The 18,993-nt window shown below is 66.9% G+C and carries 20 protein-coding genes; 13 read left to right on the top strand and 7 right to left on the bottom strand.

Annotated features, from left to right (window positions below; all coding sequences use genetic code 11):
* Window positions 1-30: 30 nt before the first annotated feature.
* The gene (gene infB / locus LH407_RS02100) at window positions 31-2,715 is read left to right on the top strand and encodes a translation initiation factor IF-2 (protein WP_322132945.1); all 2,685 of its coding nucleotides are present in this window, start codon (window positions 31-33) and stop codon (window positions 2,713-2,715) included.
* A gap of 132 nt (window positions 2,716-2,847) precedes the next feature.
* Window positions 2,848-3,291: a 30S ribosome-binding factor RbfA gene (gene rbfA / locus LH407_RS02095; protein ID WP_322132946.1), complete on the top strand. Its 444-nt coding sequence runs from the start codon at window positions 2,848-2,850 to the stop codon at window positions 3,289-3,291.
* Between the two features lie 7 nt (window positions 3,292-3,298).
* On the opposite strand, the gene LH407_RS02090 is transcribed toward rbfA, so the two are convergent.
* The 4 genes from LH407_RS02090 to LH407_RS02075 are packed head-to-tail and all read right to left on the bottom strand — an operon-like array spanning window position 3,299 to window position 5,806.
* Window positions 3,299-3,592 carry a hypothetical protein gene (locus tag LH407_RS02090; protein WP_322132947.1) on the bottom strand — a complete coding sequence of 98 codons (294 nt, stop codon included), beginning with the start codon at window positions 3,590-3,592 and terminating at the stop codon, window positions 3,299-3,301.
* 16 nt (window positions 3,593-3,608) lie between these two features.
* On the bottom strand, window positions 3,609-4,073 hold the full coding sequence (locus LH407_RS02085; RefSeq protein WP_322132948.1) for a glutaminase: 465 nt from the start codon (window positions 4,071-4,073) through the stop codon (window positions 3,609-3,611).
* Entirely contained in the window at window positions 4,070-4,930 is an 861-nt protein-coding gene (locus LH407_RS02080; RefSeq protein ID WP_322132949.1) for an Fpg/Nei family DNA glycosylase, read from the bottom strand. Before LH407_RS02080 ends, LH407_RS02085 begins: the two co-directional genes overlap by 4 nt.
* 9 nt (window positions 4,931-4,939) lie before the next feature.
* Complete coding sequence (locus tag LH407_RS02075; RefSeq protein ID WP_322132950.1) at window positions 4,940-5,806, bottom strand: HhH-GPD family protein; 867 nt, start codon at window positions 5,804-5,806, stop codon at window positions 4,940-4,942.
* Between the two features lie 39 nt (window positions 5,807-5,845).
* Here LH407_RS02075 and LH407_RS02070 point away from each other — a divergent pair, with 39 nt between their 5' ends.
* Entirely contained in the window at window positions 5,846-6,505 is a 660-nt protein-coding gene (locus LH407_RS02070; RefSeq protein ID WP_322132951.1) for a nucleoside/nucleotide kinase family protein, read from the top strand.
* Here the strand turns inward: LH407_RS02070 and LH407_RS02065 are convergent.
* Window positions 6,502-7,497, bottom strand: a complete 996-nt coding sequence (locus LH407_RS02065; protein WP_322132952.1) for a ketopantoate reductase family protein — start codon at window positions 7,495-7,497, stop codon at window positions 6,502-6,504. The two genes, LH407_RS02070 and LH407_RS02065, sit on opposite strands and share 4 nt — an antisense overlap.
* A gap of 62 nt (window positions 7,498-7,559) precedes the next feature.
* Here LH407_RS02065 and truB point away from each other — a divergent pair, with 62 nt between their 5' ends.
* Genes truB through LH407_RS02040 form a run of 5 tightly spaced genes read left to right on the top strand, consistent with a single transcriptional unit; the run spans window position 7,560 to window position 11,480 of the window.
* Entirely contained in the window at window positions 7,560-8,486 is a 927-nt protein-coding gene (truB, locus tag LH407_RS02060; RefSeq protein ID WP_322132953.1) for a tRNA pseudouridine(55) synthase TruB, read from the top strand.
* Window positions 8,483-8,851 (top strand): hypothetical protein, encoded by a 369-nt coding sequence (locus LH407_RS02055; RefSeq protein WP_322132954.1) that lies wholly within the window; start codon window positions 8,483-8,485, stop codon window positions 8,849-8,851. Before truB ends, LH407_RS02055 begins: the two co-directional genes overlap by 4 nt.
* 30 nt (window positions 8,852-8,881) lie before the next feature.
* The gene (locus LH407_RS02050; protein WP_322132955.1) at window positions 8,882-9,292 is read left to right on the top strand and encodes a hypothetical protein; all 411 of its coding nucleotides are present in this window, start codon (window positions 8,882-8,884) and stop codon (window positions 9,290-9,292) included.
* Window positions 9,292-10,242 carry a bifunctional riboflavin kinase/FAD synthetase gene (locus LH407_RS02045; RefSeq protein ID WP_322132956.1) on the top strand — a complete coding sequence of 317 codons (951 nt, stop codon included), beginning with the start codon at window positions 9,292-9,294 and terminating at the stop codon, window positions 10,240-10,242. The genes LH407_RS02050 and LH407_RS02045 overlap by 1 nt, the downstream gene beginning before the upstream one ends.
* Entirely contained in the window at window positions 10,239-11,480 is a 1,242-nt protein-coding gene (locus LH407_RS02040) for an MFS transporter (protein WP_322132957.1), read from the top strand. Before LH407_RS02045 ends, LH407_RS02040 begins: the two co-directional genes overlap by 4 nt.
* Here LH407_RS02040 and LH407_RS02035 read toward each other — a convergent pair.
* The gene (locus tag LH407_RS02035; protein ID WP_322132958.1) at window positions 11,462-12,397 is read right to left on the bottom strand and encodes an ROK family protein; all 936 of its coding nucleotides are present in this window, start codon (window positions 12,395-12,397) and stop codon (window positions 11,462-11,464) included. The two genes, LH407_RS02040 and LH407_RS02035, sit on opposite strands and share 19 nt — an antisense overlap.
* A gap of 91 nt (window positions 12,398-12,488) precedes the next feature.
* On the opposite strand from LH407_RS02035, the gene deoC reads away from it, so the two are divergent.
* From deoC to LH407_RS02010, 5 genes are all read left to right on the top strand, one after another.
* Complete coding sequence (gene deoC / locus LH407_RS02030) at window positions 12,489-13,508, top strand: deoxyribose-phosphate aldolase (protein ID WP_322132959.1); 1,020 nt, start codon at window positions 12,489-12,491, stop codon at window positions 13,506-13,508.
* A gap of 3 nt (window positions 13,509-13,511) precedes the next feature.
* A complete protein-coding gene (locus LH407_RS02025; RefSeq protein ID WP_322132960.1) occupies window positions 13,512-14,954 on the top strand; it encodes an aldehyde dehydrogenase family protein in 1,443 nt (480 codons plus the stop codon).
* The gene (locus LH407_RS02020) at window positions 14,951-15,808 is read left to right on the top strand and encodes an aldehyde dehydrogenase family protein (protein WP_322132961.1); all 858 of its coding nucleotides are present in this window, start codon (window positions 14,951-14,953) and stop codon (window positions 15,806-15,808) included. The genes LH407_RS02025 and LH407_RS02020 overlap by 4 nt, the downstream gene beginning before the upstream one ends.
* On the top strand, window positions 15,784-16,698 hold the full coding sequence (locus tag LH407_RS02015) for a ribokinase (protein ID WP_322132962.1): 915 nt from the start codon (window positions 15,784-15,786) through the stop codon (window positions 16,696-16,698). The genes LH407_RS02020 and LH407_RS02015 overlap by 25 nt, the downstream gene beginning before the upstream one ends.
* 89 nt (window positions 16,699-16,787) lie before the next feature.
* A complete protein-coding gene (locus tag LH407_RS02010; protein WP_322132963.1) occupies window positions 16,788-17,666 on the top strand; it encodes a glycerophosphodiester phosphodiesterase in 879 nt (292 codons plus the stop codon).
* Between the two features lie 4 nt (window positions 17,667-17,670).
* On the opposite strand, the gene LH407_RS02005 is transcribed toward LH407_RS02010, so the two are convergent.
* Complete coding sequence (locus LH407_RS02005) at window positions 17,671-18,993, bottom strand: M20/M25/M40 family metallo-hydrolase (RefSeq protein WP_322132964.1); 1,323 nt, start codon at window positions 18,991-18,993, stop codon at window positions 17,671-17,673.

Genomic DNA, 18,993 nt, shown 5'->3' with positions numbered 1-18,993 from the left:
TTCTGGGCGCAGGCCTAGAACAGGAGAAATGTGGCAAACCCACGCGTGCACGAGATCGCTTCCGAGCTCGGCATCGAATCGAAAGTCGTTCTTGAGAAGCTCAAGAACATGGGCGAGTTCGTCAAGGGACCGTCCTCCAGTGTTGCGCCGCCCGTTGCGCGCCGCGTCAAGGCCGCTCTCGAGGCGGACGGCATCAAGCCGGCTCCCGCTGCCGAAAAGCCCAAGGCTGCACCCAAGGCCGCGCCGAAGCCCGCGCCGAAGCCTGCCGACCCCGCACCAAGCGCGCCAGCGGCAGACGCGCCGCCGACTCCGGCAGCACCCCTAACGGTCGCTGAGCGTCAGGCACAGGCGGAGGCCGCGGCAGCAGCTACGGCTCCCAAGCCGACGGATGCCCCCCGCCCCAGCAACATCCCCCGCCCTGGCGCACCGCGCCCCGGCAACAACCCCTTCTCGTCGAACCAGGGAATGGGACGCCCCGGCATTCCGCGCCCCGGCAACAACCCGTTCTCGTCGAACCAGGGGATGCCCCGACCCGGCGCACCGCGTCCGGGCGCACCGCGTCCCGGTGGCCCCGGCCAGGGGCCGCGCCCCGGGTTCCAGCAGCGTCCGGGTGGCCCCGGTGGCGGCAACTTCCAGCAGCGTCCCGGTGCACCGCGTCCCGGTGGAGCTGGCGGCGGTGGCTTCCGTCCCGGCGCTCCCGGTAGCAACTTCGGCCCGAACCGTCCGCCGGCAGGCGGCGGTCGCGGACGCGGACCCGGCGGTGGAACCGCGGGTGCCTTCGGTCGCGGCGGCGGAAAGAGCAAGGCACGTAAGTCGAAGCGGACGAAGCGCGCAGAGTTCGAGCTGAGGGAAGCCCCCTCGCTCGGCGGCGTTGCCGTTCCCCGCGGTGACGGCAAGACGATCATCCGTCTGCGCCGTGGCGCCTCGATCTCGGACCTCGCCGACAAGCTGGAGACGCTGACCGGCCTGAGTGTTCAGCCGGGAAGCCTCGTGACGGCCCTCTTCCACCTCGGACAGATGGCGACCGCGACCGAATCCCTCGACGAGGGCACCTTCGAGGTGCTCGCCGACGAGCTCGGCTACAAAATCGAGATGGTCTCCCCGGAGGACGAGGACAAGGAGCTCCTCGCGGGCTTCGACCTCGACCTCGACCAGGAGCTCGAGGACGAGACGGACGAGGATCTCGAGATCCGTCCGCCCGTCGTCACCGTCATGGGTCACGTCGACCACGGAAAGACCAAGCTGCTCGACGCCATCCGCAAGGCCAACGTCGTCGCCGGCGAGGCCGGTGGCATCACCCAGCACATTGGTGCCTACCAGGTGTGGACCGAGCACGAGGGCATCGAGCGCGCGATCACCTTCATCGACACCCCCGGTCACGAAGCGTTCACCGCCATGCGTGCCCGCGGTGCGCAAGTGACCGACCTTGCGATCCTCGTGGTCGCCGCCGACGACGGCATCATGCCGCAGACGGTGGAGGCGCTCAACCACGCACAGGCAGCGAACGTGCCCATCGTGGTGGCGGTCAACAAGGTCGACAAGGAGGGTGCCAACCCGGCGAAGGTGCGTCAGCAGCTCACCGAGTTCGGCCTCATCGCCGAAGAGTACGGCGGCGACACGATGTTCATCGACGTGTCGGCACTGAACAACCTCGGCATCGACAAGCTGCTCGACGCGGTGCTCCTCACCGCCGACGCCGGTCTCGACCTGCGGTCCAACCCCAACAAGGACGCCCGCGGTGTCGCCATCGAAGCCAAGCTCGACAAGGGTCGCGGTGCCGTCGCCACGGTGCTCATCCAGTCGGGAACCCTCCGTGTCGGTGACGCCATCGTCGCCGGAACGGCCTACGGCCGCGTCCGCGCGATGATGGATGAGAACGGCGCAACCGTCGAGGAGGCCTTCCCGTCGCGCCCCGTTCAGGTGCAGGGACTGTCCACGGTGCCGCGCGCCGGTGACACGTTCATCGTCACGGAAGAGGACCGCACTGCCCGACAGATCGCCGAAAAGCGTGAAGCGGTCGAGCGCAACGCGATGCTGGCGAAGGCTCGCAAGCGCATCAGCCTCGAAGACTTCACCAAGGCCCTCGAAGACGGCAAGGTCGAAGCCCTCAACCTCATCATCAAGGGTGACGTCTCCGGTGCCGTCGAGGCGCTCGAGGACGCACTCCTCAAGATCGAGGTCGACGACAGCGTGCAGCTGCGCATCATCCACCGCGGTGTTGGTGCCGTCACCGAGAGCGACGTCAACCTCGCCACGATCGACAACGCCATCATCATCGGATTCAACGTCCGGCCCGACACGAAGGCGCGCGAGCGCGCCCAGCGCGAAGGTGTCGACGTGCGCTTCTACTCGGTCATTTACTCGGCACTCGAGGAGATCGAGAACTCCCTCAAGGGAATGCTCAAGCCCGAGTTCGAAGAAGTGCAGTCCGGTGTGGCCGAGATCCGCGAGATCTTCCGCTCGTCCAAGGTCGGCAACATTGCGGGTGTCGTGGTGCGGTCCGGCACGATCACTAGAAACGCGAAGGCACGCGTCATCCGCGATGGCGTCGTCGTCGGCGACAACCTCACGATCGAGAGCCTGCGCCGCTTCAAGGACGACGTCACCGAGGTTCGTACGGACTTCGAGGCCGGAATCGGACTCGGCAAGTTCAACGACATCCAGGTCGGCGACGAGATCGAGACGATCGAAATGAAGGAAAAGCCGCGGGTCTAACGTGAGCCGGCGGGGTGCCGGAACTCAGCGCCTGGGCAGGTTCGCAATACTGCGTATTGCTCAAGAGCCCAGGAGCTGAGTTCCGGCACCCCACCTCCGTTAATCGCGCGGCAGGACGGGAGAGGGAAGAACATGGCGGATGCAGCACGGGCGGCGAAGATGGCCGACCGAATCAAGGTCATCGTTGCGCAGGCGCTCGAACGCGGTGTCAAAGACCCACGCCTGGGCTTCGTCACGATCACCGATGTGCGAGTGACCGGCGACCTTCAGCACGCCTCGATCTTCTACACCGTGTACGGATCGGACGAGGAGCGAGCCGACACCGCCGCCGCACTCAAGTCCGCGACGGGCATGCTCCGTAGCGAGGTGGGCAAAAACATCACCGCGCGGCTCACCCCGTCCCTCGAGTTCATCCCTGACGGTATCCCCGAGAATGCGGCCCTCATCGAGACGCTGCTCAACGAAGCCGCTGCGCGAGACGCCAAAGTGGAGAACCTCGCGAAAAAGGCGAGCTACGCGGGCGACGAAGATCCGTACGTCAAGCCGCGGGTCATCGACGACGAAGACGACAACTAAGCACGTTTCAGCCGAGCGCCCGGATCAGGAGCAACAGCCAGATCGGGTTGATGAGGATGCTCACCACGAGCACCACGATCGCTCCCGCCCTACGGGTGCTGCGAGCGATCCATAACGCCGCGGCGACCGAGATGACCACGCACACCGCGATTCCGATGTAGTTCAGGTGCAAAACCCTGTCGCCGGATTCCCACGTGAGCGCCTGCACTTCCAGAACCCACAGCACGAGCATCCCGGCGAGCCCCGCAATGGCGATGATCTTGGGCACGCGGGTGGAGCGTCGGCGCACGGCATCCGTCATGCCGCGATCGTAGTGCTCAGTCGGGCCCGGGAGCTATCGCCAGACGCACCCGGTCGCTCAGGTACGTTTCGAGCGGGACATCGGCGTAGCTGAGCCGCAGGATGTAGCGGCCGTCCCGTTCGACGACGGTGTCGCCCACAGCATCCCGGAAGCCGTAGTTGACCGACTCGCCGGGTCGAAACTTCCCCCTCGCCGCCGCGCGCTGCAACTCCCGGCGTTGCGCCTCGGCTGGCCCCTTGTTTGCCGCGAAATCCTTGGGCACGATGGCCCGCACCACGTGACCGGTGGCGAGTAATCGTCCGTCGCTCGTGACCAGCAGATCGCCCAATCGCCACGCGCGTCCGACCGCCACAAAGGCCGGCGGGCGCGTGATGGGCCCCAGCCGCCGGGCCTCGCGAAGCTGACCGAGAGCCTCGTCGGGAACGGCCGCCGCGGAGAGTTCGAGAACCACGTGCGCGAGCAGGTCGGCGAGCGCCGTCACTTCAGCAACCTCGAGAGCACTCGATCGGCAAGCGGCACTCCGCCCGTCTGACACGTCGGGCAGTACTGGAAGGTCGAATCGCTGTAGATCACCTGGCGGATCGTGTCTCCACACACGGCACATGCCTCACCGGTCCGCCCGTGGACACGCAGGTTCGACTTCTTTTCCCCTTTGAGTTCGCTCGCCGGCACCCCGTCGGCTCGCTCGACCGCCTCGCGCAGGGTGGACGTGAGCGCGTCGTAGAGCGCAGCGACACGCTCCGGCGGCATGGTCGCTGGGGTGAACGGCGACATCCGCGCGCGGTGCAGGATCTCGTCGGAGTAGGCGTTACCGATCCCCGCGACGAGGGACTGATTGCGCAGGACACCCTTGATCTGCGCTCGCCCCTGTCCGTTCAGGATGCCCTGCAGCACGTCCACCGTGAATGCGGGGTCGAGCGGGTCCGGCCCGAGCCGAGCCACACCCGCAACATCCGCGGGGTCCCGAACAATGTGCAACTGAAGGCTCTTTTTTGTGCCGGCCTCGGTGAACTCGAGCGCGCTGCCGTCGTCCAGCAGCAGGCGCGCCGACAGCGGCCCGCGGCCGGGACGAGGCCTCTCGGGGGTAACCGAATCCTTCCAGCGCACCCAGCCGGCACGGGCGAGGTGGACAACGAGGTGGTAGTTGCCGATGCCGAAGTCCAGAAACTTTCCGTGTCGCTCAACGCTCAGCACGGGCAAACCCTCAAGGACTGAAACAGGTGGGTCGAACGTCTTGAGCGCAGAAAAATCGACGACGTCCAGGCGTGCAACGATACGGTCCGCGAGTTTGCGACGTAGGTCGACCTCGAGAGCGTGAACCTCCGGCAGTTCTGGCACGTTCCCAGCCTAGGCAGGAAGGGTGAAGCCGTCCTGGGTCGGTTCGGCGAGACCGTCGGCTATCAGGCTCTGTAGGGCTCGGTCGCGCTGTGCGTCGTCCGCCCACACACGAGCGATCTCCGTCGCCGTGACCGGAATCTCGCTAGCGCGGAGCTCGGCCATGATGAGGCCGCGAACATGGCGGTCGCTGCCCTCGAATCGAGGTTGGACGGTCGCCCGTGTTCCCTTGTACGGCGGGTAACCCGCGGCGCGCCAACGGCACACGTCGCTAATGGGGCACGCGTCGCAACGAGGTGAACGGGCCGTGCAGATGACGGCGCCGAGTTCCATGACGGCGGCATTGGTCAGACGTGCTGCGTCGAGATTCTCGGGAAGAACACTTTCCATGGCCGCGAGATCGCGTCGGGTTGATGGCGGGCCCGGTTCTCCCTGACCGGCGATCGCGCGAGCGAGCACACGCCGCACGTTGGTGTCCACGACGGGGTGACGGTCCCCGAACGCGAAGGCGGCCACGGCTCGAGCCGTGTACTCCCCGATGCCCGGTAGAGCGAGCAAGGCATCGAGGTCCCGGGGAACAACACCGCCGTGCTCTTCGGTGATCGCCGTCGCTGCGGCGTGCAATCGCAGAGCCCGCCGGGGGTAACCCAGTCGGTCCCACGCGCGAACCGCGTCTCCCGGTGGTGCTGAAGCGAGATCCGCCGGAGTCGGCCAGCGGGCAAGCCACTCAGCCAGCCGCGGGATGACGCGGGCGACCGGAGTCTGTTGCAGCATGACCTCGCTCACGAGGATGCCCCACGCGCCGAACCCGGGGCGACGCCACGGCAGGTCACGTCCCTCGCGGTTGAACCACTCTCCGAGCGGCGTGGCGATGTCCATCCCCTCACCCTAATCACGGTCGAAAACTAGACTGACCGCATGCCGCTGTGGTCCGCCGACAAAAGGGCGTTCTTCGATTCACTCGCCGACGAGTTCCTCGGGTTCTACACGCGCGGTCGCACTCTGCTGTCCGTCGACGGACTCGACGGGTCGTGTCGTGCGGCCTTCGCGGATGCCCTCGCCGAGCGACTCGGTCGCAACGGGCACGCCGTGTTTCGGGCATCCATCGACGACTTCCTGCGACCGAAGTCCGAGCGACTGGTGCGCGGGGTCGATTCGGCGGAGGGCTACTACCAGGATTCGTATGACTACGACCAGTTTCGGCGTGTGCTCATCGAACCGTTCCGTCTCGGTGGGAGTGCGGGGTTCGTCACTGCGGCGTTCGACGCCCAGCGGGACACCCCCGTTGTCATGGAATGGAAGACCGGGCCGCAGGACGCGACCCTCATTGTCGACGGGCCCTTCCTCGGGCGGCCGGAACTGCGTGGGCTGTGGCACTTCTCGGTGTGGCTCGACGTCGACGTAGACAAGGCACGAGAGCGCTGCGCCACCGTGGACGGCGCCGCGCCGCGCAGCGAGCGCTACGCCGGCGGGGAACGCCTGTACCTCGCCGAGGCGAACCCTCGCACGCGCGCTTCAGCAATCGTCGACAACACCGATGCCGAGCGGCCGCGCCGAATCTTCGCCGACAGCTGTTAGAGCGCGCGGAAGCGAGACCACACGTGGTCGGCCGTGAGGAAATCGCCCGAGTCCTCCACGTCGTGCACGAGCGTCACGAGCAGCGCATTCACGGGTGCCGTGGAACCAACCAACTCGGCTTCGCGCACGACGGCGCCGTTCAGGTAATCGATCTCGGTCGCCTGACCGCGACGGATGCTCTGCAGAGTCGATCCCGGATTCGGAACTTTCCCGATCCTGGCACTCATAAGCGAGGGGAGCGCCCCACCGATCGCGAGGGGAAGCGCGGCAAAGAGTCGCAATGACCGGTGCCCGAGGCCCTGCAGTGACACGAAACGGACCTTCCGGCGCAGGCCCGTGCGCACCGCCTCACGCATGCTCGCCGTCATGATGCGACGCAGCCGAGCATCGGCGACGACCTCCTGCACGCTCAGACCCGTGATCGCAGGGAGAGCGTTGACCTGGTTGATGATGAGCTTCGTCCACTGCGCGCCCACGAAGTTCTGCACGACCGTCGTGGGAATGACGGGGTTCAGCACCGACGCGACATAACGTGCTGGCACGTCATCCTCACCGGCGACGCCGACGTAGAGGTTGCCGGCCGTCGTCACGGTGACGACACCAGGGGAGAGGTAGCTCGTCGCGTAGGCGGCGAGGCCCCCAACTACATCCGATCGCGGACTGGCCGCCGTCGCAGCATCGATAGCGTCGAGACCGTTCTGCACCACGAGCACGGGCACGCCGCGCAGGAGGGCGATGTTCTCGCGGATCGCCGCAACCGAATCCTGAGCCTTGGTTGCCACGATGACCAGTTCGGGCGCGCGGGTGAGCACCGAGTTCGCCTCGACGACGGCCGTGTAATCACCCCATGCGCCCGTGAGCCGGATGCCCGCAGCACGGATGGCTTCGAGGTGCGCGCCGCGCGCGGTGACCTCGACGTCGTGGCCGCCGCGCGCCAGGAGGGCCGCGAGGGAACCGCCGACGGCGCCCGCACCGATCACGCCCACCCGCATGTGTCGATCCTAGGTGGCGGCCGGCGGTCAGCCTTGCTGTGGGCCGCGCCTAGGATCGAATTATGGTCGCCAGGCAATCGGAATCCGTGGCGCCCGGCATCCTCCTCGTCGACAAACCGACCGGACTCACGAGCCACGGTGTGGTTGCCCGGGCCCGTCGTGCCCTCGGAACACGCAAGATCGGGCATGCCGGAACGCTCGATCCCATGGCGACCGGTCTTCTGGTGTTGGGCATCGGCTCTGCGACGCGACTGCTCACCTGGATGGTCGGACTCGATAAAACCTACGAGACGACGATCCGCCTCGGTGCACGCACGACCACTGACGACGCCGAGGGCGACATCACCTCACGCGCTACACCGACGGACGTTGACGCAATCACCGACGACCGCGTGCGTGAGGAGGTGGCGCGGCTCACCGGGCCGATCCTACAGCGGCCGAGCGCCGTCAGTGCGATCAAGGTCGACGGGAAACGCGCCTACGCCAGGGTGCGTGAGGGCGAAGCGGTGGAGTTGCCGGAGCGTCCCGTTACCGTGCACAGCTTCGAGGTGTTCGGACTCACGCGCGGGCAGGACTCCGACGGCCAGTGGATCGAGGTCACGGCGACGGTCGAGTGTTCGTCGGGCACCTACATCCGTGCCCTGGCCCGAGATCTCGGCGACGCGCTCGGTGTCGGGGGATACCTCACCGCGCTCCGACGAACGCGTGTCGGAGTGTTCGACGTGATGGATGCCGCGGCGATCGACGACGAGCTCGCGAAGCACGTCGTTTCGCCAGCCGACGTTGCCGCTCGTCTCTTCCCCGTCGTCGAACTCGACGCGGCCACAACCGTGGACTTGGGTCATGGCAAACGTGTTGCTCTCGATACGCCGGACGCCTCGCCGGTCGCGGCCGTCGACCCACACGGCCGACTTGTCGGGCTCGTGACCGTTACGAATGGCACCGCTCGCGTGCTCACCAATTTTCCCGTGGAGGATCCGTCGTCATGATCGAGTGGTTCACCACAGCGCACGTCGCTGTGGCCGTCATCGCAGGTCTGCTCGCGGTAGCGCTCGGTCTTGCCGGCCGCGCACCCAATGACCTCGTGCTCGGCTCTGCGGCTCTCGTTGAGGTGCTTCTCATTGTTCAGGTCGTCCTGGCGATCGTCGCGCCCGCGTTCGGCAACGTTCCGACGGGCAGCGGCCTGGAGTTCTGGGTGTACCTGATTTCGGCCGTCTTGTTACCTCCACTCGCGGTGCTCTGGGCCCTCATCGAGCGGAACCGGTGGAGCACGGTCATCGTGGGTGTCGCGTGCCTGGCGATCGCCGTGATGGTCTACCGCATGAGCGTCATCTGGTTCATCCAGGGCCAGTAGTACCCGCGCGACGGCCTAGAGTTAACGCCGATGTCACAGCTCTCTTCGCGCGCGGTCGGAGTCGGCCGCGTGCTCATCGCGGTGTACGCCGTGCTCGCGCTCGCCGCGACCGCACGATCGGCCGTGCAGATCATCGGCCGCTTCGACGAGGCACCCCTTGCCTACCTCCTGTCCGGGTTCGCCGGACTCATCTACATCCTCGCCACGGTCGCTCTCATCGGGAAGGGCCGAGCGTGGTACCGCGTCGCGTGGGTGGCGATCTCCATCGAGATGCTCGGTGTTCTCGTTGTCGGCACTCTGAGTCTCATCCACGCCGACTACTTCCCGGATGACACGGTGTGGTCGTACTTCGGTCGCGGGTACCTGTTCATTCCGCTTGTTCTCCCGGTTCTCGGCATCCTCTGGCTCGTGCGTACACGACCGCGTCCCGAGGAGTCGTAGTGCAGTTCTGGACAGACGCTCGCGACGTACCGAGCGACTTCGGTCCGAGTGCGGTCACGGTCGGCAAGTTCGACGGGCTGCACGCGGGACACCGCGCCGTGATTGCGACCCTGCTGTCGATCGCGGCGGAGCGGGAGCTCGTCCCCGCCGTGGTCACCTTCGACCGCAATCCCCTCAGCGTGATTCGACCGGAGCTGTGCCCGGACCCGCTCGTGAGCAACAGCCAAAAGGCCGAACTGCTCGCTCAGGCCGGTGTTGAGGCGACTCTCATGGTGACCTTCGACGAGGAGTTCCGCACCATGTCGGCCGAGGCCTTTGTGTCGGAAATTCTCGTCAAGGCTCTTCGCGCACGTGTTGTGCTCGTCGGTGGTGACTTCCGTTTCGGATCTCGGGGGTCGGGTGACGTCGCCCTGCTCACGCGTCTGGGCGCGGAGCTCGGCTTCGAGGTCGTTGTGATTGACGACGTTGTTCCCGATGGCACGAGGCGTGTGTCGTCGACGTGGGTGCGCGAGCTTCTCGCGCAGGGCGACGTCAAGGGCGCTGCTGCCCTGCTCGGCACACTCCCGAGCGTGCGCGCGACGGTGGTGCATGGCGCGCATCGCGGACGCGAACTCGGATATCCGACCGCGAACCTGGCCACCGAACGTGAAGGCTTCACACCGGCGGACGGCGTTTACGCCGCATGGTTGACGGTCCGAGGTGTTCGGTACCCCGCTGCCGTGTCCATCGGCAACAACCCGACGTTCGAGGGTGTGCCGGAGAAACAGGTCGAGGCGCACGCGCTGGATCAGGATTTCGACATCTACGGCGAGACGGTCACGCTCGAGTTCGTGGAGCACATCCGCGGCATGGTCAAGTACACAACGGTTGAGGCGCTCATCGACCAGATCGCTCGAGACGAGGAGATCGCCCGCGAGATCCTCGGGATTGCGCCGCGGACTCCTTCGTGATCGCGCCGGCACGTCGTGCCCTCTGGCGGGGCCGCGCGACGGTCCTCATCGGTATCGTCCTGCTCGCGCTCAACTTACGCACGGCGGTATCGGCGCTGTCGCCGATCGCCTCCCACATCCGCGAGGACGTTGCGGTGGATGCCGTTGGTCTCGGGATCATCGGGACTCTCGCGCCCGTCGCGTTCGCCGCCGCGGGGCTCGTCGCTCCACGGGTTGCTCGCCGGGTCGGGCTCGAGGCGACGATTGTGCTTGCGTGCCTCGCGATGGTCGCCGGCCCGATCATCCGGGCGCTCGCGAGCGACTACGCGGTCCTCGCGGTCGGCACCGCGGTCGCTCTGGCGGGGATGGGGTTCGCCAACATCCTGCTGCCGGCGGCGGTCAAAGAGTATTTCCCCGACCGCATCGGTACTGTTACCGCGCTCTATGCGAGTCTGCTCGCCATCGGCGCGACGACACCCGCCGTCATTGCTTCTCCCGTTGCCGATGCAGCAGGGTGGCGTGCCTCGCTCGGACTGTGGGCTGTGGTCGCCGCGGTAGCGCTCGTTCCCTGGTTGCTTCTTGTTGTTCGGCAGCGGCGCAGCACGCGCAACGATGAGCTCGACGAGGAGTTGCCTGAACCGCCGCCGCACCTTCTCGGCAGTCTCTGGCGCTCCATCACCGCGTGGGCGATCGCGCTCACCATTGGTGTCACCGTTTTCGGGGCCTACGCCATGTTCGCGTGGCTTCCGCAATTGCTCGTCGAGCGGGCGGGTGTCGACGCCACCCAGGCCGGAGTGCTGCTCGGTGTCTTCGCGGTCATGGGTTTGCCCGGTTCGCTGCTCGGCCCGGCAATCGCCGCGCGTGTCACAAACGTCGCCCCCGTCATCTGGACGGGCCTCGGATGTTTTGTGGTCGGCTACCTCGGACTCCTTCTGGTGCCGACAACCCTCACGGTTGTGTGGGTCGCTCTCGTGGGGCTGGGGCCAGTGAGCTTCCCCCTCGCCCTGGCGCTCATGGGTCTGCGGACAAAAACCCCGTCAGCGGCGGCAGCGCTCAGCGGTTTCACCCAAGCGGTCGGCTACAGCGTTGGTGCGCTCGGTCCGCTCGTTGTCGGACTGGTGCATGACGCCTCGGGCGACTGGACGGTGCCTCTCATCGTGCTTCTCGCGGCGACCCTCCCCGCGTGCTTCTGCGCCGTCGTGCTCGCGAAGCCCCGTTTCGTCGAGGACGAGCTGGCTTCTCAGACCTCCGAGCGATAGTCGGCCCGGTGGATGAGGGCTGCCGCTCCGATGAGCGGCCCCTCGTCGGATAGGCCGGAGGGAACCACACGCACCTTGGCGACGAAGGGGAACGGGCTGCGGCGCGCGATCGCCTCGCGGATGAACCCGAAGAGGTCCGGAGAGACTCGCGAGAAGCCGCCACCGATGGCCACAAGCTCGAGATCGAGGAGCGCCGTCGCCGAGGCGATTGCCTGCCCGACCGCGGTGCCCGAACGTTGTACGGCCGCCCTCGCGATGGCGTCTCCGGCAGCGTAGCTTGCGGCCAAGTCCTCGCCCGTGGAGCCTGCCCACCCCTGCGCGCGTGCCCAGGCGGTTGTGGCGGGCCCGGATGCCACGGCCTCGACGCACCCCGTTCCACCGCACAGGCACGGAACATTCATGCCGCCGACCTCGACGTGTCCGATGTGGCCGGCGTTTCCGGTGGGGCCAGCAAGCGCGCGGCCGCCGAGGATGAGGCCACCGCCGATGCCGGTCGAGACCACCATCCCGAGCAGGTTGTCGCTGCCGCGCGCCGCGCCCACCCACTGCTCGGCGAGGGCGATCGCTTCACCGTCGATACGTAGAACGACCGGAGTCGCCGGCACAACCTCCTCGGCGAGAGCGCGGAGCGGAAAGTCGCGCCACGCGGGAAGGTTCAAGGGGGAGACGAGTCCGCGGTGGACGTCGATGGGCCCGGCGGAGCCGATGCCGACTCCCAGAAGGCTCTCGCCCGGAGGCAGGGCAGCGTAGGCCGCGCCGATGACGGCACGCGCGCCTGCCTCCAACTCTGCGCTCGACGAGCCACCCCCCGTCGGGAGACGGAACCGCGAACCGGGGAGGACTGCACCGGCCGCGTCAACCAGCGCCGCCTCGATCTTCGTTCCGCCCAGGTCTACTGCCAGCGCCCACTGTGCCATGCGGCCAGCATAGGGGTGCCACGCGGTGTCGAGGCAGCACGGTCGCCGACTGTCTCGGGTGGTGTGGAGGGTCGCTCGGTAGACTGAGGCAATGAGCGCATCCAGGCAATCAGGGGCGGCTCTCGCCCCCGCCGAACGAGCAGTGAAGCTCATCGGTTCCGACCTCACCGAGCGATCCCTCCGGCAGTACCTGGATGGGCTATCGCGAGTGGATGCGGTAGGGCTTGAGCAACGGGCATCCGCTCTCGGCACCCGCTCGATCAAAACGACGTCGAAGGCTGCAGCCCTCGACGTGATCATCCGACTCATCGATCTCACGACACTCGAGGGAGCCGATACCCCCGGCAAGGTGCGCTCGCTCGTGGCCAAGGCCATCACACCGGATGCGACGGATGCCGAGACCCCGCGCGTAGCGGCGGTGTGCGTGTACGGCGACATGGTGCCCTTCGCCGTTGACGCCCTCGGCGCCGCCCACGGTGACCCCGACGACGGCGACATCTCGGTTGCCGCAGTCGCGACGGCCTTCCCCAGTGGCCGAGCGTCGCTCGACGTCAAGCTCGCCGACACGGCGGAGGCGGTGGCCGCCGGTGCCGACGAAATCGACATGGTGATCGACCGCGGCGCGTTCCTCGCGGGCAACTACGGTCTCGTCTTCGACCAGATCGTTGCGGTCAAAGAGGCCTGCCGACGCGACGACGGAAGCTATGCGAGCCTCAAGGTCATCCTCGAGACCGGTGAACTCACCACCTACGACAACGTTCGCCGGGCATCCTGGCTGTCCATTCTGGCTGGCGGGGATTTCATCAAGACGTCGACCGGCAAGGTGTCACCCGCGGCAACGCTGCCCGTGACGCTTCTCATGCTGGAGGTGGTGCGCGACTGGCACCGCCTCACGGGCGAGCGCATCGGAGTCAAGCCCGCGGGTGGTATCCGTTCCTCGAAGGACGCCATCAAGTACCTCGTGACGGTCGCCGAGACGGTCGGCGAGGACTGGCTGCAGCCGCACCTGTTCCGGTTCGGCGCCTCGAGCCTTCTCAACGATGTTCTGCTGCAACGGCAGAAGCTCCGCACCGGCCGGTACTCCGGCCCCGACTACGTGACGGTGGACTGATTCATGAGTTTTCTGGACTACGCACCCGCGCCGGAGTCGACGAGTGTGCTGAACCTGCAGAAGAGCTACGGGCTCTTCATCGACGGGCAGTTCGTCAAGGGACACGGAAAGCCGTTTGCGACGATCTCGCCGGCCTCCGAGGAGCGTATCGCCGAGGTGGCGAACGCCAACGCCAAGGACGTGGATGCGGCCGTTGCCGCCGCGCGCCGCGCCTACGATCGCACCTGGTCGAAGCTCTCGGGCGCCGATCGCGGTAAGTATCTCTTCCGCATCGCGCGGCTCATCCAGGAGCGCGCGCGTGAGCTCGCGGTTGCCGAAAGCCTCGACAACGGCAAGCCCATCAAGGAGTCGCGGGATGTCGACGTCCCGCTCGTCGCCGCATGGTTCTTCTACTACGCGGGGTGGGCCGACAAACTCGACTACGCGGGGCTCGGTCCGAACCCTCGGGCGCTCGGCGTCGCCGCGCAGGTGATTCCGTGGAACTTCCCCTTGCTCATGCTCGCGTGGAAGATCGCCCCGGCGCTCGCGGCGGGCAACACGGTCGTGATCAAGCCGGCCGAGACCACACCACTGAGCGCACTCATTTTCGCTGAGATCCTGCAGCAGGCCGATCTCCCGGCCGGGGTCGTCAACATTGTGACGGGCGCGGGTGACACGGGCGAGGCCCTCGTGAATCATCCGGATGTCAACAAGGTCGCCTTCACCGGATCAACGGCGGTCGGTCGAGCCATCGCGAAGTCGGTGGCAGGAACCGGCAAGAAGGTCACGCTCGAGCTCGGTGGTAAGGCGGCGAACATCGTGTTCGACGACGCACCGATTGACCAGGCGGTCGAAGGCATCGTCAACGGCATCTTCTTCAACCAGGGCCACGTGTGTTGCGCCGGGTCCCGATTGCTCGTTCAGGAGAGCATCCATGACGAGGTCGTCGAGCGCCTCAAGGCCCGTATGTCGACACTCAGGCTCGGCGACCCGCTCGACAAGAACACCGACATCGGGGCGATCAACTCTCGCGAGCAACTGGACCGCATTCGTGAACTCAGCGATATCGGAGAAGCGGAGGGTGCCGAACGGTGGAGTGCGCCGTGCGAGATTCCCGAGAAGGGTTTCTGGTTCGCGCCGACGATCTTCACGAACGTCTCGACGTCGAGTCGCATCGCGCGCGACGAGATCTTCGGCCCGGTGCTCAGCGTTCTGACCTTCCGCACGCCAGCGGAGGCCATTACGAAGGCAAACAACACGCCGTACGGGCTGTCGGCGGGTATTTGGAGCGACAAGGGCTCCAAGATCCTCGCCGTGGCCGACCAACTCCGCGCGGGTGTTGTGTGGGCGAACACGTTCAACCGGTTCGATCCCTCGTCTCCGTTCGGCGGTTACAAGGAGTCCGGCTACGGCCGGGAGGGTGGCCGCCACGGCCTCGCCGCCTACCTCGAGGGAGGAAGCTGGTGACTCGTCTCGCCGTTCCCAAGACCTACAAGCTCTACATCGGGGGTAAGTTCCCGCGCAGCGAGAGTGGGCGGACCTATGAGGTCGTCTCCACGAAGGGTGACTTCCTCGCCAACGCGTCGCTGGCCAGTCGTAAGGATGCCCGCGATGCCGTCGTTGCAGCGCGCGCCGCGTTCTCCGGCTGGGCGGGAGCAACGGCCTACAACCGCGGGCAGGTGCTGTACCGCATCGCGGAGATACTCGAGGGCCGACGCGAACAGTTCGTCGACGAGGTTGTCGCTACCGAGGGGGCCTCTCGCGCGGCAGCGGCGAAACAGATCGACGCCGCCATCGACGCCTGGGTCTGGTACGCGGGCTGGGCGGACAAATACGTGCAGGCCGCCGGCAACGGCAACCCCGTGAGCGGCCCGTACTTCAATCTGTCGACGCCCGAACCCACGGGTGTCGTGGCGATCATCGCGCCACAATCGGCTGGCTCCCTCGCCGGCCTCGTCTCGGTCATTGCTCCCGCGATCCTGAGCGGCAACACGGTGGTTGTTGTCGCGAGTGAGCGAGCCCCGCTGTCGGCGATCAGCCTCGCCGAGGTGCTCGCGACGAGCGACGTGCCCGGGGGAGTTGTCAACGTACTCACCGGGTCACCCGCGGAACTGGCGCCGTGGCTCGCCTCGCACGCCGACGTCAACGCGCTGGACCTCACGGGCGCCGGCGACCTCGAGTGGGTCGACCTTCAGATCGCGGCAGCCGACACCCTGAAGCGCGTTGTGCCGCCGCATCCGGGTATTCCGGCACCCACCCTGGACCGTATCGTGGCGTTCACGGAGACGAAGACGGTGTGGCACACCAAGTCCCTGCTGTGACGCCACCGCGCGTTGTCGTCGTGGGCAGTGCCAACGTCGACGAGGTGTTCGCGGTTCAGGCGATTCCGGCGCCGGGCGAGACGATCCTGTCGCACGGCGTCATGACGGCTCGTGGTGGCAAGGGCCAGAATCAGGCGGTCGCCGCAGCGCGTGCCGGCGCTTCGACAGCTTTTGTCGGGTGCCTCGGCTCCGACGACTTTGGACGCCTGACCCTTGCGGGCCTCACCGAGGACTCGATCGACACCGACGCGGTGCGTGTCATCGAGGCTCCCACCGGGCGAGCCCTCATCGCTGTCGAACCGGGCGGCGAGAACACCATCATCGTCGAGGCTGGCGCCAACGCCGACGTTCGGATACGGCCGGAGGACCGTGCCGTCATCGCGGACGCCGACGTGCTTCTCGCGCAATTAGAGATCCCGATCGATTCGGTCGTCGAGGCTGCCGTAAGCGCGCGTGACTCCGGCACCCTTGTGATCGTTAACGCTGCGCCCATGGCGGCCCTTCCTGCTGCCCTCCTGGACGCGACAGACGTCCTGGTTGTCAACGAGCTCGAGGCGCAGCAGTTGCGCGGAGCGACCGGTGTCACCAACCTGCTCGACCTCGTACCTGTTGTCGTTCTGACCCTCGGGTCGAAGGGTGCCATCCTCCAACGTCGGGAGAAGGCCCCCGTCGAGGTGCCCGCTCCCATTGTCGACGTTGTGGATGCGACGGGCGCCGGGGACACCTTCTGCGGCGCGCTTGCTGTAGCGCTCGCCGAAGGGATGCCCGACGCCGAGGCTCTTCGGTTCTCGGTGACTGCCGCGTCGCTTTCCGTGCAGCGTGCGGGCGCCGTGCCGTCGATTCCGACGAGGGCCGAGATCGCTACGGAGCTGGATCGCATCGCCGACTGAGCCTGAGGTAACGAAAAGGTAACGAACACGCTACAGTGGTGGGGTCCCGCAACGGCGCGGGGTGGACCCGAAGCCCGAAAGGCGTGTCGATGGCGACAGCGCACCGGTGGCGGCGATTCGCCGCCCAGCTCCTCGCGGTGATCTCGGGTGCGCTCTCTCTCGCCATCGTCATCGTGCTTGCACCCCAGACAGGGCCAGCAGCGACAACGTTTTCGACGCTTCGAGCGCCCGGCGAGGTCGGCTATGTCGCCGGCCACCGCGGCGACGCAGAGGGCGGACCGGAGAACACTCTCCCCGCGCTCCAAGCCGTCCTCGAGAGTTCGGCGGAGTTTGTCGAAACCGACGTGCAGCTGACCGCAGACGGTGTACCGATCCTCATGCACGATTGGACACTCGATCGCACCACCGACGGGACCGGGCCGGTGTGGGCATCCACGTGGGAGCAGGTGCGCGAGCTGGATGCCGGCTCCTGGGTCTCGCCCGACTTCGCGGGCATCCGGGTGCCGCACCTCACCGAGTTCCTCGGCATCCTTCAGCCGTCGGGCAAGCACGCGATCATCGAACTCAAGGGGTCGTGGACGGCAGAACAGGTCATCATCGTCTCCAATCTCGTTCACGACTGGGATCTGCAGCAGCGTGTGGTCTTCGCGAGCTTCGACGTCAAGACACTGCAAGCGGCCCAACAGGTCGCGCCGAGCATCCAACGTGTGATCATCAGCCGCGAGGTCAACGGCGACCCCCAGGCTCTCGCCGGGACGTGCGGCGCGATCGGAATCGTCACGAGTATGTCGTTTGTGCAACGCAATCCCGAGGTCGTCGACCGTATCCACACTGCGGGGCTCGGGGTCATGCTCTACACGCTCAACGATGAGGGAACCTGGTCCGAGGCGATCACGCTCGGCGTTGACGGCATCATCACGGACACACCAGCCGAGCTGGGTCGCTGGGCGGGCCCAGAGTCCGAGTGACGCGTCAGCGGAACCGGGCGATGAGATCCCGGTAAAACCGGATGCCCTCCTCGAAGCTTGCGACGCTGAGCCGCTCATCGCGAGCGTGAAGGGCATCTCGTTCGGCGCGTGAAACGCGGAACGGCGTGAAGCGATACACGGCAGCGCTGAGCCGCGTGAAGTGGCGGCTATCCGTCGCGCCGGTCTGAACGTACGGGGTGAGGACGGCGTCGGGAAAGTGTTCTCCGACGGTGGTGGCAATGGCATCCCACCCCGGGCCATCGGTGGGGGAGACGGGTGCCGGTTCGCCACGGTTCACGATCTCGATGTGGACTCCCGGGTCGGCGATGACCGTGGTGAGGTGCCGCAGCGCCGCGTCGACGGAGGAACCGACGGCGATACGGAGGTTCACGGTCGCCTCCGCACTCTCGGGCAGGGCGTTGACGGCGTGGCCCGCGGTGAGGGTCGTGACGGCACAGGACGTTTGAATCATCGCTCGCGTCTCATCCGATCCGGCCAGTACACGCTCCACGATGGGCGTCGAGAGGGGGAGGGCCGACAGCGCGACACGCGTGACCCCGCTCGCATGAGGTGCGATCGCGCGCAGCATGGCGAGCACGGGCGGCGAGAGTCGCACCGGGAACGGATGCCGAGTGATCCGGTCGATGGCCCGTGCGAGTCGCGCTGTCGCGCTCACCCGGGGCGGGGTCGACGCGTGTCCGCCCGGCTGATTCACGACGAGCCGCACGACGGTGGTGCCTTTCTCGCTCACACCGACCACGGCAAGCGGCTTGTCGACCCCCGGGAAGCCGTCGAGGGCGACCGCGCCGCCCTCGTCGAGCACGAGAGCGGGGTGCACTCCGCGTTCGGCCAGCAGGTCCGCTATCGCCAAAGCACCGGAACCCCGAGTCTCCTCGTCGTGCCCGAAGGCGAGATAAACATCCTGTTCGGGGTGATGGCCCGACTCGAGGAGGGATTCGACGGCTTCGAGGATGCCCGCGAGCGAGCCTTTGTCGTCGAGGGCACCGCGCGCCCACACGGTGAGGCCATCATCCGTGAGTGCCGCATCGAACGGCGGATGCTGCCACTCGGCAGTTCCGGGGTCAACAACGTCGTAGTGGGCGAGAAGGACGAGAGGGCGCTCGCTCGACGCACCCTTCCAGCGGAAGAGAAGCGAGTGCCCGGCAACGATGTCGCGGTCGAGATGCTCGTGGATACGCGGGTAGAGCTCTTCGAGCAGACCGCGAAATCGTTCGAACTGCGGCCAGTCGGTGGTCGCAACGTCGAGTCGCGACACCGTCGGTACTCGCAGGAGAGCCCGAAAACGTTCCACCGCGGCGCTGCTCAT

The sequence above is a fragment of the Antiquaquibacter oligotrophicus genome (assembly GCF_020535405.1).
Lineage (GTDB): Bacteria > Actinomycetota > Actinomycetes > Actinomycetales > Microbacteriaceae > Rhodoglobus > Rhodoglobus oligotrophicus.
This window is presented reverse-complemented; position numbering and strand designations above follow the sequence as displayed.